Source organism: Cellulomonas sp. McL0617 (genome assembly GCF_049994875.1).
Classification (GTDB): domain Bacteria; phylum Actinomycetota; class Actinomycetes; order Actinomycetales; family Cellulomonadaceae; genus Cellulomonas.
The window spans coordinates 3,376,846-3,390,792 of the sequence record NZ_CP188256.1 but is presented as its reverse complement, the minus strand read 5'-3'; the positions used below and the strand labels follow the sequence as shown (position 1 = coordinate 3,390,792).

The 13,947-nt window shown below is 74.2% G+C and carries 16 protein-coding genes; 12 read left to right on the top strand and 4 right to left on the bottom strand.

The annotated features are described in order from the left end of the window. Positions 1-12 precede the first annotated feature (12 nt). From ACPPVS_RS15355 to ccsB, 4 genes are read left to right on the top strand one after another with little or no spacing between them, the layout of a single operon-like run. Positions 13-585, top strand: a complete 573-nt coding sequence (locus tag ACPPVS_RS15355) for a TlpA family protein disulfide reductase (RefSeq protein WP_426593101.1) — start codon at positions 13-15, stop codon at positions 583-585. Beyond that, complete coding sequence (locus tag ACPPVS_RS15350) at positions 582-1,379, top strand: cytochrome c biogenesis CcdA family protein (protein ID WP_426593100.1); 798 nt, start codon at positions 582-584, stop codon at positions 1,377-1,379. The genes ACPPVS_RS15355 and ACPPVS_RS15350 overlap by 4 nt, the downstream gene beginning before the upstream one ends. Before the next feature lies 1 nt (position 1,380). After that, positions 1,381-3,051 (top strand): cytochrome c biogenesis protein ResB, encoded by a 1,671-nt coding sequence (gene resB, locus ACPPVS_RS15345; RefSeq protein WP_426593099.1) that lies wholly within the window; start codon positions 1,381-1,383, stop codon positions 3,049-3,051. Beyond that, the gene (gene ccsB, locus ACPPVS_RS15340) at positions 3,048-4,031 is read left to right on the top strand and encodes a c-type cytochrome biogenesis protein CcsB (RefSeq protein WP_426593098.1); all 984 of its coding nucleotides are present in this window, start codon (positions 3,048-3,050) and stop codon (positions 4,029-4,031) included. Before resB ends, ccsB begins: the two co-directional genes overlap by 4 nt. Before the next feature lie 12 nt (positions 4,032-4,043). On the opposite strand, the gene ACPPVS_RS15335 is transcribed toward ccsB, so the two are convergent. Continuing rightward, complete coding sequence (locus ACPPVS_RS15335; protein WP_426593097.1) at positions 4,044-4,367, bottom strand: PLDc N-terminal domain-containing protein; 324 nt, start codon at positions 4,365-4,367, stop codon at positions 4,044-4,046. A gap of 70 nt (positions 4,368-4,437) precedes the next feature. Here ACPPVS_RS15335 and ACPPVS_RS15330 point away from each other — a divergent pair, with 70 nt between their 5' ends. Then, positions 4,438-4,698, top strand: coding sequence for a DUF4229 domain-containing protein (locus ACPPVS_RS15330; protein WP_426593096.1), 261 nt, complete (start codon positions 4,438-4,440; stop codon positions 4,696-4,698). Here the strand turns inward: ACPPVS_RS15330 and ACPPVS_RS15325 are convergent. Further along, a complete protein-coding gene (locus tag ACPPVS_RS15325; RefSeq protein WP_426593095.1) occupies positions 4,695-5,567 on the bottom strand; it encodes a 1,4-dihydroxy-2-naphthoate polyprenyltransferase in 873 nt (290 codons plus the stop codon). The genes ACPPVS_RS15330 and ACPPVS_RS15325 overlap by 4 nt on opposite strands. Further along, positions 5,564-6,667 (bottom strand): o-succinylbenzoate--CoA ligase, encoded by a 1,104-nt coding sequence (gene menE, locus ACPPVS_RS15320; protein WP_426593094.1) that lies wholly within the window; start codon positions 6,665-6,667, stop codon positions 5,564-5,566. The genes ACPPVS_RS15325 and menE overlap by 4 nt, the downstream gene beginning before the upstream one ends. Before the next feature lie 89 nt (positions 6,668-6,756). On the opposite strand from menE, the gene ACPPVS_RS15315 reads away from it, so the two are divergent. The 3 genes from ACPPVS_RS15315 to ACPPVS_RS15305 all read left to right on the top strand — a co-directional run bounded on the left by ACPPVS_RS15315 (position 6,757) and on the right by ACPPVS_RS15305 (position 9,160). After that, on the top strand, positions 6,757-7,848 hold the full coding sequence (locus ACPPVS_RS15315) for a DUF3048 domain-containing protein (protein ID WP_426593093.1): 1,092 nt from the start codon (positions 6,757-6,759) through the stop codon (positions 7,846-7,848). Positions 7,849-7,856: 8 nt separating this feature from the next. Continuing rightward, positions 7,857-8,921 carry a DUF3048 domain-containing protein gene (locus ACPPVS_RS15310; protein ID WP_426593092.1) on the top strand — a complete coding sequence of 355 codons (1,065 nt, stop codon included), beginning with the start codon at positions 7,857-7,859 and terminating at the stop codon, positions 8,919-8,921. A gap of 80 nt (positions 8,922-9,001) precedes the next feature. Next, on the top strand, positions 9,002-9,160 hold the full coding sequence (locus tag ACPPVS_RS15305; protein ID WP_426593091.1) for a hypothetical protein: 159 nt from the start codon (positions 9,002-9,004) through the stop codon (positions 9,158-9,160). Positions 9,161-9,169: 9 nt separating this feature from the next. On the opposite strand, the gene ACPPVS_RS15300 is transcribed toward ACPPVS_RS15305, so the two are convergent. After that, positions 9,170-10,111 carry a 1,4-dihydroxy-2-naphthoyl-CoA synthase gene (locus ACPPVS_RS15300; RefSeq protein ID WP_426593090.1) on the bottom strand — a complete coding sequence of 314 codons (942 nt, stop codon included), beginning with the start codon at positions 10,109-10,111 and terminating at the stop codon, positions 9,170-9,172. Positions 10,112-10,236: 125 nt separating this feature from the next. On the opposite strand from ACPPVS_RS15300, the gene ACPPVS_RS15295 reads away from it, so the two are divergent. Genes ACPPVS_RS15295 through menD form a run of 4 tightly spaced genes read left to right on the top strand, consistent with a single transcriptional unit; the run spans position 10,237 to position 13,886 of the window. Then, positions 10,237-10,560 (top strand): DMT family transporter, encoded by a 324-nt coding sequence (locus tag ACPPVS_RS15295; protein WP_426593089.1) that lies wholly within the window; start codon positions 10,237-10,239, stop codon positions 10,558-10,560. Next, a complete protein-coding gene (locus tag ACPPVS_RS15290) occupies positions 10,560-11,132 on the top strand; it encodes a TetR/AcrR family transcriptional regulator (RefSeq protein WP_426593088.1) in 573 nt (190 codons plus the stop codon). The genes ACPPVS_RS15295 and ACPPVS_RS15290 overlap by 1 nt, the downstream gene beginning before the upstream one ends. Before the next feature lie 4 nt (positions 11,133-11,136). After that, a complete protein-coding gene (locus tag ACPPVS_RS15285; RefSeq protein ID WP_426593087.1) occupies positions 11,137-12,087 on the top strand; it encodes an o-succinylbenzoate synthase in 951 nt (316 codons plus the stop codon). Next, positions 12,087-13,886 carry a 2-succinyl-5-enolpyruvyl-6-hydroxy-3-cyclohexene-1-carboxylic-acid synthase gene (gene menD, locus ACPPVS_RS15280; protein WP_426595996.1) on the top strand — a complete coding sequence of 600 codons (1,800 nt, stop codon included), beginning with the start codon at positions 12,087-12,089 and terminating at the stop codon, positions 13,884-13,886. Before ACPPVS_RS15285 ends, menD begins: the two co-directional genes overlap by 1 nt. Positions 13,887-13,947: the final 61 nt, after the last annotated feature.

Below are 13,947 nucleotides of genomic sequence, written 5' to 3'. Positions count from 1 at the left end.
CGCGTACGGCTCGTGGCCGCCCTCGTCGGGGCACTCGTCGTGCTGTCCGGCTGCGGGCAGCCGACGCACACCGGCGACGTGGCGCAGCAGGGCTACCAGTCCGGCGACGGGAGCACGCGCACCTGGGCGGTCGCCGACCGCAAGGGTCCGCTGGAGCTCAAGGGCACCGACTACGAGGGCACCGCGCAGGACGTCTCGGCGTGGCGCGGTGACGTCGTCGTGCTGAACACCTGGTACGCCAACTGCCCACCGTGCCGCGCCGAGGCACCGGACCTGGTGGCCCTGGCCGACGACTACGCCCCCAAGGGCGTGCACGTGCTCGGCATCAACCACACCGACGACGCCGGCGACGCGCAGTCGTTCCAGACGAAGTTCGCGGTGCCCTACCCGAGCATCGACGACACCGACGGGTCCGCGATCGCGGCGCTCGAGGGCATCGTCCCGATCAACGCGGTGCCGACGACGATCGTCCTGGACCGCAGCGGCCGCGTGGCCGCCCGGCTGCTCGGCGTCGTCCAGCCCTCGACCCTGCGCTCCATGGTCGACGAGCTCGTCGCCGAGCCGGCGCCGACACCGGCGTCGTGAGCGTCGTCGCGAGCGCCGGTGACGCTTTCGGCCAGGCGATCATCTCCGGGTCGCTGCTGCTGGCCATCCCGGTGGCGGTGCTCGCCGGGCTCGTCTCGTTCGCGTCGCCGTGCGTCCTGCCGCTGGTCCCGGCCTACCTCGGGTACCTGGGCGGCATGACCGGTGCCGCCGGCAGCCGCCCCGTCGGCACACCGGTGGCCACCGCCCGGCGCAGCCGGCTCCTGCTCGGCGTCTCGCTGTTCATCGCCGGGTTCACGGCGGTCTACCTGGTGCTCGGCGTGCTGGCCGGGTCGCTCGGCGGGGTGCTCCTGGAGTACCAGGACACGATCATGCGGGTGCTCGGGGTCGTCGTCATCGTCATGGGCCTGGCGTTCCTCGGGTTCATCCCGTTCCTGCAGAACGAGCGCCGGATGCACCTCGCCCCACGGGCCGGCCTGTGGGGCGCACCCCTGCTGGGCATCACGTTCGGCCTCGGCTGGGCCCCGTGCATCGGTCCGACGCTCGCCGCGATCATCGCCCTCTCGCTCGACGGCGGCACCGCCGGCCGCGGTGGTGTGCTCGCCGTGGCGTTCTGCCTGGGTCTGGGTCTGCCGTTCCTCATCGTCGCGTTCAGCGTCGAGCGCAGCGCCAGGGCACTGGCGTTCCTGCGACGGCACCGGCTGGCGATCATGCGGCTGGGCGGCGGGCTGCTCATCGTGCTCGGCATCGCGCTGGTGACCGGCGTCTGGGGTCAGTGGGCGGCCTGGCTGCAGAACCTCGTGTCCGGCAACGACCCGTTCGTGCCGGTGGTGTGACATGAGCCAGTACCGCCCCGAGGGGATCTCGGACGTCTTCACGGAGCCGACGGAGCCTGCCGGTGACAAGCCGGTGGTCCAGGGCATCGGCCTGACCGGCTGGCTGCGGTGGGCCTGGCGCCAGCTCACCAGCATGCGCGTCGCGCTGCTGCTGCTCATGCTGCTCGCGGTCGCCGCGGTGCCGGGCACCGTCTGGCCGCAGCGCGCGCAGCACCCCGAGCGCGTCGTCACCTACCTCACGGCCCACCCGACGCTCGGCCCGGTCCTGGACCGGCTCGGCGCGTTCAACGTCTACTCCTCCGTCTGGTTCTCGGCGATCTACCTGCTGCTGTTCATCTCGCTGGTCGGCTGCATCCTGCCCCGCACCAAGATGCACCTGGCGGGCATGCGCGGGCGTCCGCCGCGTGCGCCCCGCCGGTTCGGCCGGTTCCCCGCCCAGGGCGACGGGCTGTCCGAGCGGGCCCCGGAGCGGCTGGCGCAGACCGCGACCACGGTCCTGCGGCGCGGGTGGCGTGTTCTGCCGTTCGTGCCGACCTACCGGGTCGAGTCCCGCGACGAGGGCAACGGCACGTGGTCGGTCTCGGGGGAGCGCGGGTACCTGCGCGAGACGGGCAACCTCGTCTTCCACCTGGCCCTCGTCGGCCTGCTCATCTCGGTGGCCACCGGGCAGGTGCTGCACTACCGCGGGCAGATGATCGTGGTTCAGGGGCGCGGGTTCGCCAACTCGGAGGGCTCCTACGACACGTTCGAGCGCGGCACCGCGTTCGCGCCCACCAGCCTGGTCCCGTTCACGCTCAAGCTCGACGACTTCGAGTCGCGGTTCGACCCCGAGACGCTGGCCTCCCGCGACTTCACCGCGCACGTGACGGTGACCGAGCCCGGCGGGCAGCCGGAGAACAAGACCATCAAGGTCAACCACCCGCTCGACGCGGGCGGCGCCAAGGTCTACCTGCAGGGCAACGGCTACGCGCCCGACCTCTCGATCCGAGACGCCTCCGGCACGCTCGTCGGCGGCGGCGTCACGCCGTTCCTGCCGCAGGACCTGGTCTACACGTCCAAGGGTGTGGTCAAGGTCCCCGACGTCGCCGACAAGAACAAGCAGATCGGCCTGATCGGGTTCCTGCTGCCGACGAAGAAGACGGTGCAGACGCCGAACGGACCGGCCTACGTCTCGCAGTTCCCTGAGCCGAACGACCCGATCCTCGTGCTCAATGTCTGGGAGGGGAACCTCGGGCTCGACACCGGGGTCCCGCAGAACGTGTACGAGCTGGACGAGGCGCGGATGACGCAGGTCAAGGACGCCAACGGCGACCCCGTCGTCCTGACCGTCAAGCCCCGCGAGACCGTCGAGCTGCCCGACGGGCTGGGCACGCTCACGTTCAACGGGCTCAAGCGCTTCGTCGCGCTCGACCTGCGGCACGACCCCGCGCTCGTCTACATCCTGGTGTTCGCGCTGCTCGCGTTCGCCGGGCTCGCGACCTCGCTGTTCGCGCCGCGACGCCGGGTGTGGATGAGGTTCGAGAGCGGCCGCGACGAACAAGTCGGCCGTACAGTGGTGACCGCTGCCGGACTGGCGCGCGGCGACGACGTCGGGCTCCAGCCCGAGGTGGACCGGGTGCTCGCGGCGACGCTGGCAGCCGGTGACAACCCCGATCGAGAGGGCACGCCATGAACACCGGTGACCTGAGCACCCTGCTGGTCTGGGGAGCGGCGACCGCGTTCACGGTCGCGCTCATCGCCTACTCCGTGGACCTCGCGCGCATCGCCGAGAGCTCGCAGCGGACCAAGCAGCCCGTGCTGGTGGCCGCCGGCGCCGGTGGACCGGTGTCGGCCGCCGCGGGATCGGCCGACCAGCGAGCACCCGGCCGGTCCGTCCGAGCGGAAGGGATCGCGCGCTCGACCCACTTCGTCGGCATCGCCCTGCTGTTCACGGGGATCGTGCTGCGCGGGTTCGCAGCCGGCCGTTGGCCCACCGCCAACATGTACGAGTTCACGCTGGTCGGGGTGCTCGTCGCGACGACCGTGCTCGCGATCGTGCAGCGTCGCCGGATCATCGCGTTCCTGTCGGTGGTCGTGATGGGCCTGGCCGTCGTCGCCCTCGTCGTCGCGCTGAACTGGTTCTTCATCAAGGCCGACCAGGTCCAGCCGGCGCTGCAGAGCTACTGGCTGGTGCTGCACGTCGGCGTCGCCATCTCCGCGACCGGGATCTTCACGGTCGCGTTCGGCACCTCGGTGCTGCAGGTGCTCAAGAGCTACCGCGAAGAGGGCGTGGTCGAGAACGCCGGCGGTGTCCGACGGTCGCTCACGGGACGTCGGTTCAGCTGGCTCGAGCAGGTGCCCAGCGGCCGCGAGCTCGAGGCGATGTCCTTCCGGCTGAACGCCGTCGCCTTCGTCCTGTGGACCTTCACGCTCATCGGCGGGGCCGTCTGGGCCGAGCACGCCTGGGGCCGGTACTGGGGCTGGGACCCCAAGGAGGTCGGCACGTTCGTCGCCTGGGTGGTCTACGCGGCCTATCTGCACGCGCGCACGACGCGCGGCTGGGCGGGTCGGCGGGCCTCGTACTTCGTGTTCGTCGGGTACGCCGTGGTGCTCATGAACTTCACGGTGATCAACCTGGTGGTCACCGGCAAGCACTCGTACAGCGGCCTCTAGGCCGTCTCGCGCTCAGCTGGTGGACGGCGGCCCGTCGGTGTTGCGGCGCCGGTCCTCGTCGAGCCGTCGCAGGAACTCGGGGTCGTCGTCGGGCGCCGACGACCGCAGCCGCTCGGGCCGCTTGGTCGCGGGGGCGTCGGAGATCTCCGCGTAGACGGTGCGCCGCGACCAGCGCACGCCCAGCCACACCAGCACACCGAGCAGCGGGACGATGATCAAGAACGCGATCCAGAGCAGCTTGTGCACCCCGAGCCGCTCGTCGCGCGTGCTGCGCAGGATGTCGAACAGGCAGTAGATCGTCAGGCCCAGCAGCGCGAGGACGACGAAGTTGCGCATCCCCCCAGCCTAGACGTTCCGAGCGGGACAGGGGCCCGGGTCGACGCCGCACCGGCCTACCCTGGTACCCGTGCCCGTCGTCGTCTTCTCGCTCCTGCGCCTCGCGCTGTTCGCCGTCTGCTTCGTCGCGCTCTGGTGGGTCGGGATGCGGTCCTGGCTCGCGGCGATCGTGGCGGCGTTCCTCGCGTGGGGGCTCTCGTACGTGCTGCTGTCGAGGCCGCGCGACGCGGCGGCGACGTACCTCGCGGACCGGGCCGGCCGACAGCGTCGGTCCGAGGACGACGCCGCGGTCGAGGACGCCGCCGACGACGCGGCGCGCCAGGACGGCTAGAGCGCCAGTCCGATCCCGAGCAGCACGCCGAAGGCCAGCTCGAGGAACCCGGTGAACATGAGCACCGGCACCAGGGCGCGCCCCCGGGCGCCGAGCAGCACCGTGACGGCGAGCGCGACCGACGGGAAGAGCAGCAGCAGCACGATCAGCGTCCACGGGTTCGCGAACGCGCAGACCACCCCGCCCAGCAGCACGGGCAGCACCACCAACGCGGCGTAGACGCGGCGGGAGCGGTGCTCGCCCAGGCGAACGGCCAGCGTCCGCTTGCCGACGAGGGCGTCGGTGGGCACGTCGCGCAGGTTGTTGGCCATCAGCAGGGCGCAGGCGAGCATCCCGACCGCGACCGCCCCGACCCAGGCCGGCCACGACAGCTCGCCTGCCTGCGTGTAGGTGGTGCCCAGCACGGCGACCAGGCCGAAGAACGTGAAGACGCCCACCTCGCCGAGCCCGCGGTACCCGTAGGGGCGCCGACCGCCCGTGTAGCCCCACGCGGCGAGGATCGCGACCGCGCCGACGGCCAGCAGCCACCACTCGCCGCACAGCCACACCAGCACGGTGCCGAGGACGGCGGCGACGCCGAACGACGTGAACGCCGCGGCCTTGACCGCGCGGGGGCTCGCGGTCCCCGACGCCGTCAGCCGCATCGGGCCGACGCGGTCGACGTCCGTGCCGCGGATGCCGTCCGAGTAGTCGTTGGCGTAGTTGACCCCGACCTGCAGGGCCAGCGCGACGCCGAGCGCGAGGGCGGCCCGGCCCAGGTCGAAGGCGCCCAGCTGGGCGGCGGCGCCGCTGCCGACGAGCACCGGGGCGGCGGCGGCGGGCAGCGTGCGCGGTCGAGCGCCCTGCACCCAGTCGCTGGCAGACGTCACGTGTGGTTCCTCTCGATGCTGCGGCGGGCCAGCTCGGTCGCGGCCTGCCGGTCGATCTTGCCCGGCCCGCGCAGCGGGAGCGAGTCCGTGACCACGAGGTGGCGCGGCGCGTGCGCGGCACCCAGGTGCGCGGTCACCGCGGCGCGGGCGTCGGCGAGCGTCGGTGCGGCGCCCGGGCGGGGCACGACGACGGCGACGACGACCTGTCCCCACTCGTCGTCGGGCAGCCCGACCACGACCGCCTCGCCGAGCGGTTCGAGCGCCGCCTCGACCGCCTGCGGGGACACCTTGGTGCCGCCGCTGACCAGCACGTCGTCCGCGCGGCCGAGCACGGTGAGCCGGCCGTCCGTCCAGGTGCCGAGGTCGGACGTGCGCATCCAGCGGCGGCCGTCGACGTGCACGAACGGCTCCTCGACGCCGTCCGCGTAGCCCTCGGCGAGCACGGGACCGGCCAGCAGGACCCGGCCCGCGTCGTCGATCCGCACGTCGACGCCGGCCAGCGGGACCCCGTCGTACACGCAGCCGCCGCACGTCTCGGACATGCCGTACGTGGTCACGACGGCCACGCCGGCGGCCCGTGCGCGGTCCAGCACGCCGGCGCCCGTGGCGGCCCCCCCGACCAGGACGGCGTCGAACGTGCGCAGCGCGGCCGTGCCGTCCGGGTCCTCGAGCAGGCGGACCAGCTGCGTCGGCACCAGCGACGTGTACCGCGGGCCGCTGCCGAGCAGGGCCGTGGTCTCGACGAACGCCGGGGCGCGGAACGGGCCGTCGGGCACGACGACGGGACGCGTGCCGGCCAGGACCGACCGGACGAGGACCTGCAGGCCGGCGACGTGCTGCAGCGGCAGCGCGAGGAGCCACTGACCGGCACCGGACAGACGGTCGGCGGTCGCGGCGCCGGAGGCGCGCAGCGCGGTCGCCGAGAGCAGGACGCCGCGGGGTTCGCCGGTCGAGCCGGACGTGCGGACCACGAGCGCGACCTCGTCGGCCACGGGCCCGATCCCGGGGCCCACCGCCGGTCCCGTGCCCTCCAGGGCCTCCGCGAGCGCAGCGAGCAGGAGGTCTGCGCGCGCGGGGACGTCGCGCAGGGGCCGGGTCACCGGACCAGGGTAGGCCGCGCGCCGAAGGTCCCAGACCGACTCGGAAACGGCCCGTAGAGTGTCCGGCGGTCCGACCCGAAGGAGCCTCCGTGTCCATTGCCCTGAACCGCGCCCGCCGTCTGCCGGCGATGCTCGTCGTCGCTGCGGGTGCGCTGTCGTTCCTCGCCGCCTGCAGCAGCGGGTCGAGCGACACCACGCCGACGCCCGTTCCCGACGTGACCCAGGGGGCAGTCATCGAGCCGGCCAAGGTCGCACCGCCCGCACCCGTCGTGGCACCGCGGTGGCCGCTCACCGGCCTGGGAGCACCGGAGGTCGCCGTGCGTCCCGCGCTCGCGATCAAGATCGAGAACTCCGGCGACGCCCGCCCGCAGACCGGCCTGGACCAGGCCGACAACGTCTGGGAAGAGGTCGTCGAGGGGGGCATCAGCCGGTTCGTGGCCGTGTTCGACTCGCAGGTCCCGGCCGAGGTCGGTCCGATCCGCTCGGTGCGCCCGATGGACCCGGCGATCGTGGCGCCGATGCACGGGCTCATCGCGTTCTCCGGCGGTCAGCCGATCTTCGTCAACGCGCTCAAGGCCGCGGGGGTCCAGACGATCAGCCAGGACGCCGGTGCGCCCGGGTTCTACCGCAAGAAGGGCGTCGGCCCGGCGCCGCACAACGTCTACGGCACGCCGCAGAAGTTCTGGGACCAGGCCGCGGCGGACCGCACGTCCCCGCCGCCGGCTCAGTTCGTCTTCGCCAAGAAGGCCGACTCCGCGACCGCGGTCGCGGGGGGTACCCCGGCCGGCACCGTCAGCGTGCACCTGTCCGGCTACGCCAAGCCGACCTGGTCGTGGGACCCCACGTCGAGCACCTACCTGCGCTCCGAGGGCAGCACCCCGGCGATCGTCCGGTCCGGCGCCCGGATCACCGCGACGAACATCATCACGCTCACCGTCCACCTCGTGAACTCCGGCACCGTGGACCCGGCCGGCAACCCGGTCCCGGAGACGATCCTGCAGGGCACCGGCGACGGGACCCTGTCCAGCGGCGGCAAGTACGTCGCGGTCACCTGGAAGAAGGGTTCGGTCGGTGAGGTGCTCACGCTGACCGCCGCCGACGGGACGCCCGCCACCCTCGCTCCGGGCGCGACCTGGATCGAGCTCGTGCCGACGGGCACCGGCTCCGTGACGATGAGCTGACCGGCCCGATGCGGTCGCGTCTCGGGCCCGTCGGCGTGGTGCTCACGGTCCTGCTCGCGCTCGTCGCGTGCAGCTCCCCGTCGCCGGAGCCCGCCCCGCCGAGCCCCGCGACCGTGACCGTCGCTCCGACGGTCCCACCGGTCAAGGTCGCGGCGCCGGCGCCCGTGGTGCAGCCGCGCTGGCCGCTGACCGGCATCCCCGGCGACCCCGCCGCGCGCCCGGCGCTCGCGGTGAAGATCGAGAACACCCCCGTGGCGCGGCCGCAGTCCGGGCTCGAGCAGGCCGACATGGTCTGGGAGACCATCGTCGAGTTCGACGTGTCCCGGCTGGTCGCGGTGTTCCAGTCACAGGTGCCGCCCGAGGTGGGCCCCATCCGCTCTGTCCGGCCGATGGACCCCCAGATCCTTGCGCCGATGCACGGGCTCCTCGCGTTCTCCGGTGGCCAGCCCGGCATCCTGGCTCTCGTCGCCGCCAGCGGCGTCCAGCTGATCAGCCACGACGCCGGCGCCCCCGGGATGTACCGGACGTCCGACCGGGCCGCGCCGCACAACGTCTACGGCAAGCCCACCGCGTTCTGGGCACAGGCGGACGCGGACCACCAGGCGCCACCCGCCGAGCAGTTCACGATCGCGCGGAGCGCCGACCGGGCCGCCGCGAGCGTCGCCGGCACCCCGGCGGGCACGCTCTCGTTCCGCCTGTCGCCCGCGTCGAACCCGATCTGGACCTGGGACGGGGCCTCCGGCCTCTGGCTGCGTTCCGAGGGGACCAAGCCGGCCACCGCGCGCGGCGGGGCGCGACTGACCGCGGTCAACGTCGTGTCGATCACGGCCGCCCACCCGCCCACCGGGTACGCGGCGCAGAACGGCGTGCCGGTGCCCACCTACGAGCTCGTCGGGTCCGGCGAGGGCTTCGTCGCGACGGGCGGCAAGGTCCTGCCGGTCACCTGGAAGAAGGACGCACAGGACGCGCCGATGCGCCTGTTCGCCGCCGGCGGGTCGCCGGCCGACCTCGCGCCGGGCAACACCTGGATCGAGCTGGTCCCCGCCGGGTCCGGCTCGGTCACCGTCGGCTGACGCGGGGTCCCTCCCAGGGATGACGTCGGCCGCTACCGGGGGCCGATGTGTCGGCGGACTCCGCGGGCGAGCCTGGGGGCATGGCAGATCTCACGCACTCCCAGGCGGGCGAGCACGACGTCCGGTCGATGGGCGCCGTCGTGGCGGCAGGCGTCGTCCTCGTCGCGCTCCTGGTCGCGGCGGCCGGTGTGCTCGGCGCCGTCGTCGACCTGGCCAGCTGGGCCGTCAGCAGCCGCTGACGCGATTCGTCAGTAGGCGTATGGGAAGCCCGACCAGTCGGGCTCGCGGCGCTCCAGGAACGCGTCGCGCCCTTCCACGGCCTCGTCCGTCAGGTACGCCAGCCGCGTCGCCTCGCCCGCGAACACCTGCTGTCCGGCCAGGCCGTCGTCGGCGAGGTTGAACGCGAACTTCAGCATCCGGACGGCCTGCGGCGACTTGGTCGCGATGATCCGCGCGTACTCGAGGCCGGCCTCCTCGAGGTCCCCGTGCGCGACGACGTCGTTGACCGCCCCCCAGGCGAGCGCCTGCTCGGCCGAGTACTCGCGGGCGAGGAAGAAGATCTCGCGGGCACGCTTCTGCCCGACCTGGCGGGCCAGCAGGGCGGAGCCGTACCCGCCGTCGAACGACCCGACGTTGGCGTCGGTCTGCATGAACCGCGCGTGCTCGCGGCTGGCGATGCTCAGGTCGGCGACGACGTGCAGCGAGTGGCCGCCGCCGGCCGCCCAGCCGTTGACCAGGGCGACGACGACCTTGGGCATGGTCCGGATCAGGCGCTGGACCTCGAGGATGTGCAGCCGTCCGGCGCGAGCGGGGTCGATGCCGTCCGCGGTCTCGCCCTCCGCGTACCGGTAGCCGTCGCGGCCGCGGATGCGCTGGTCGCCGCCCGAGCAGAACGACCAGACGCCGTCCTTGGGTGCCGGGCCGTTGCCGGTGAGCAGGACGGTCCCCACGGACGACGTGGTGCGGGCGTGGTCGAGCACGCGGTAGAGCTCGTCGACCGTGTGCGGCCGGAACGCGTTGCGCACCTCCGGCCGGTCGAAGGCGACCCGCACGACGGGGAGGTCGCGCTGGTCGGACTCCGTACGGAGCACGCCGCGGTGGTAGGTCAGGTCGCTGAGGTCCTCGAACCCGTCGACGGTCCGCCAGCGGGTCGGGTCGAAGGTCTCGCTGACGCTGTCCGGGAGGGTCACGGGACCAGCGTAACCGTTTGGTACACTTGTACCAGAACGTGCGCGGGACGGCGGGGTCTGCCACCCGGCGCGCACGGGGACGCGGGCTGCCGCCGAGCAGCACCGCGCCGCGGAGGTGCACCACCATGGCCTGGATCATCCTCATCGTGTCCGGCATGCTCGAGGCCGGCTGGGCGCTCAGCCTCAAGGCGTCCGACGGCTTCTCGCGCCTGTGGCCGAGCGTCGGGTTCGTCGTCCTGCTGGCGGCGTCCATGGGCGGCCTGAGCTGGGCGCTCAAGACGCTGCCGGTCGGCGTCGCGTACGGCGTGTGGGTCGGCATCGGCGCGGCCCTGACCGCGGTGCTCGCGATCGTGTTCTTCGGCGAGTCGGTGTCCGTGCTGAAGATCGTCTCGCTCGTCCTGATCGTCGCCGGTGTGGTCGGGCTCAACCTGTCCGGCGGCGGGCACTGATGCCGGGGTCGACGGACAAGGGCGCGCGTCGTCGCGCCGAGCTGGCCCGTGCGGCCGCGACCCTCATGCTCCGGGAGGGGCCGGGCGCCCTGACGCACCGCCGGGTCGCGGCCGAGGCGGGCGCGTCGGTCTCGGCCACCACCTACTACTTCGGGAGCCTCGACGACCTCGCGGAGGCCGCGGGGGGCGCGCTCGCGCAGTCGTGGGCCGCGCACGCCCGCGGGGCCCGGTACGACGGTCAACGGGTGTCCGACGATCCCCGCGCGGCCGCGGCCCTCGTCGCCGACGCCGTCCTGCCCCCGGGGGAGGACGCGGACATCCGCAGCCACTACGAGCACCTGCTCGGTGGCGGCCGCGACCCCGCGCTGGCTCGCGCCTTCGCCGCCGGCCGGGCGGAGGTCGACGAGGCCGTCGACGCCATCGTCCTGCTCGTCGGCGCGCCGACCAGCGCCGCGGTCACGATCGCGCTCGTGGACGGCGCCGTGGTCAGCGCGCTGACGGAGCACCGGCCGGTCCGCGCCTGGGCGCGCGAGCTCCTCGAAGCCGCCTGGGTGCGGCCGGTCGTAGGGTGAAGGCATGCCCGTTGACCTGCACGTCTGGTCCATCCCGCTGCGGACCAGGTTCCGCGGGCTGACGGTCCGCGACGGCGTGGTGGTGCGCGGCGACGCGGGCTGGGGCGAGTTCAGCCCGTTCTGGGACTACGACGACGACGAGTCGCTCGCGTGGTGGCGGGCCGCGCGCGAGGCGGCGGACGAAGGCTGGCCGGCACCGGTGCGGGACCGCATCCCGGTCAACGTCACGGTCCCGGCGGTCGACGGGCCGGCGGCGCACGCCATCGTCACGGCCTCGGGCGGGTGTCGGACCGCGAAGGTCAAGGTCGCCGAGCGGGGCCAGTCGCTGTCCGACGAGATCGCGCGCCTCGAGGCCGTGCGCGACGCCCTCGGACCGACCGGTGCGATCCGCATCGACGCCAACGCGGCGTGGGACGTCGACTCCGCCGTCACCCGGCTCGCCGTGCTCGACCGCGCCGCGGGCGGCCTGGAGTATGCCGAGCAGCCGGTCGCGTCCGTCGACGAGCTCGCGGCGCTGCGCCGTCGCACGCACGTGCCGATCGCCGCGGACGAGTCCATCCGCCGCGCTCAGGACCCGCTCGCCGTGGCACGTGCGCACGCCGCAGACGTCGTGGTGCTCAAGGTGCAGCCGCTGGGTGGGGTCCGCGCGTGCCTCGACCTGGCCGAGGCCGTCGGGCTGCCCGTCGTCGTCTCCAGCGCCCTGGAGTCGTCGATCGGCCTGGCCGCCGGGATCGCGCTCGCCGCGGCCCTGCCGGAGCTGCCGTACGCGTGCGGCCTGGCAACTGCCCAGCTGTTCACCGCGGACCTCGTCACGGACCCGCTGCTCCCGCAGGACGGGGCGATCGCGGTCCGGCGCCCGGTCGTCGACGCGGCGCTCCTCGCCGCCGTGGCTGCCGGCGACGACCTCGCGGACCGGTGGCGTCGGCGCGCCGCGGCCGTCCAGGCTCGGGCATGATGGCGGGCGTGACGACGACGGGCGCCGGGGCTGGTCCCGCAACCTCCGCGGCCCGGGTCCTCGTCCAGGCCCTCGCTGCCCTCGGCGTCGAGGACGTGGTCCTCGCACCCGGCTCGCGCAGCGCACCGCTGGCCTATGCCCTGGCCGACGCGGCCCGGCCCGAGCCCCCGCCCGGCGCACCCGCGCTGCGCCTGCACGTGCGCGTCGACGAGCGCTCGGCGGCCTTCGTCGCGCTCGGGCTGGTGCGCGCGTCGAGCGTCGGGCCGGACGGCGCCGTCGTGCCGCCGCGGCCCGTCGCGGTGGTCACGACCTCCGGCACCGCCGCGGCGAACCTGCACCCGGCCGTCCTCGAGGCGCACCACAGCGGCCTGCCGCTCGTCGTGCTCACCGCCGACCGCCCGCACGAGCTGCGCGGCACCGGTGCCAACCAGACGACGGTGCAGGTCGGGTTGTTCGGCGGCGCCGCACGCCTGAGCCTGGACGTCCCGGCGCCCGACGGGCGGCCCGGCGAGGACCGCGACCTGCGCCGGGCGGTCGCCCGCTCGCTCGCGGCCGCGACCGGGGCGCGCACGGGCGACCCGGGACCCGTCCACCTGAACCTCGCCTTCCGCGAGCCGCTCGTACCGGGTTCGGGGCCGTGGCCCGAGCCGTCGACGGTCGGCCTGACCCATGTGCACGCGCGACCGGTCGCGCCGTCGGCGGTCGCCGCGGAACCGTCGGCGGGTGCTCGGCGCGGTGGCGCGCCGACGGTCGTCGTGGCCGGCGATGACGCGGGTCCGCTGGCGCGTCGGCTGGCCGAGGCGAACGGCTGGCCGCTGCTCGCGGAACCGTCCTCCGGCGCCCGCGGCGGGACCCACGCGATCGCGGCGTACGTGCACCTGCTGGGGCACCCGGAGCTCGGCGGTGCCGTCCGACGCGCGGTGGTGCTCGGGCGGCCGACCCTCTCGCGGCCGGTGCAGCGGCTGCTCGGGCGCGCGGACGTCGAGGTCGTCGTCATCGGTGCCCGGGGCGCCGACTGGCCGGACGCGACGCGCAACGCGAGCGAGGTGCTCCTGGAGGCGCCCGCGCGGATGCGCAACGGCCGCATGCGGGCCCCCGAGGGCTGGCTCGAGGCGTGGCTGGCCGCGGACAAGGCCGCCGGAGCCGCCGTGGACGGGGTGCTCGACGGAGCGTCCGACGGTCGCCGGTCGCGCAGCGGCGCGCGCGTCACGGGTCCCGTCCTCGCCCGGGCCGTGGCCGAGGTCAGCGCGCCGGACGACGTGCTGGTCGTCGGCTCGTCCAACCCCGTGCGCGACCTCGATCTGGTGGCGCGCTGGTCGGCGCCGCCGGTCGTCGTCGCCAACCGCGGCCTGGCCGGCATCGACGGAACCGTCAGCACCGCGGTCGGCGTCGCGCTCGGCCTGCCGGACCGGCGGGTGCGCGCGCTGCTCGGCGACCTCACGTTCCTGCACGACATCGGCGGGCTGCTGCGCGGACCGCTCGAACAGGTGGTGCACCTGCAGCTCGTCGTCGCCAACGACGACGGGGGCTCGATCTTCGCGACGCTGGAACCGGGCGAGCCCGAGCGTGCCGACGTGTTCGAACGCGTCTTCGCCACCCCGCACGGGGTGGACATCGCGGCGCTGTGCGCCGGCTACGGCGTCCGGCACACGCGCGTCGGAGACGTCGACGGTCTGCTGCCCGCGCTCGCCGCGCCCGGTCCCGGGCTCAGCGTGGTCGAGGTGCGCGTGGACCGGACCGGTCGTCGGGCGCTCGGCGCGCGTCTGGCCGCCGCCGTCGCGGCGGCGCTCCGGGACTGAAGTCCTAGATCCATGCGAAACTCGCAGACAATTCCCAGGTTCTGCGGAGGGTGGTTCCAGC

Bases quoted from the DNA above. Each gene is read 5' to 3' on its own strand.
- ACPPVS_RS15310 (WP_426593092.1), top strand. From the start codon at position 7,857: ATGCGGTCGCGTCTCGGGCCCGTCGGCGTGGTGCTCACGGTCCTGCTC.
- resB (WP_426593099.1), top strand. From the start codon at position 1,381: ATGAGCCAGTACCGCCCCGAGGGGATCTCGGACGTCTTCACGGAGCCG.
- ccsB (WP_426593098.1), top strand. From the start codon at position 3,048: ATGAACACCGGTGACCTGAGCACCCTGCTGGTCTGGGGAGCGGCGACC.
- ACPPVS_RS15305 (WP_426593091.1), top strand. From the start codon at position 9,002: ATGGCAGATCTCACGCACTCCCAGGCGGGCGAGCACGACGTCCGGTCG.
- menD (WP_426595996.1), top strand. From the start codon at position 12,087: ATGGCGGGCGTGACGACGACGGGCGCCGGGGCTGGTCCCGCAACCTCC.
- ACPPVS_RS15285 (WP_426593087.1), top strand. From the start codon at position 11,137: ATGCCCGTTGACCTGCACGTCTGGTCCATCCCGCTGCGGACCAGGTTC.
- ACPPVS_RS15335 (WP_426593097.1), bottom strand. From the start codon at position 4,367: ATGCGCAACTTCGTCGTCCTCGCGCTGCTGGGCCTGACGATCTACTGC.
- ACPPVS_RS15290 (WP_426593088.1), top strand. From the start codon at position 10,560: ATGCCGGGGTCGACGGACAAGGGCGCGCGTCGTCGCGCCGAGCTGGCC.
- ACPPVS_RS15295 (WP_426593089.1), top strand. From the start codon at position 10,237: ATGGCCTGGATCATCCTCATCGTGTCCGGCATGCTCGAGGCCGGCTGG.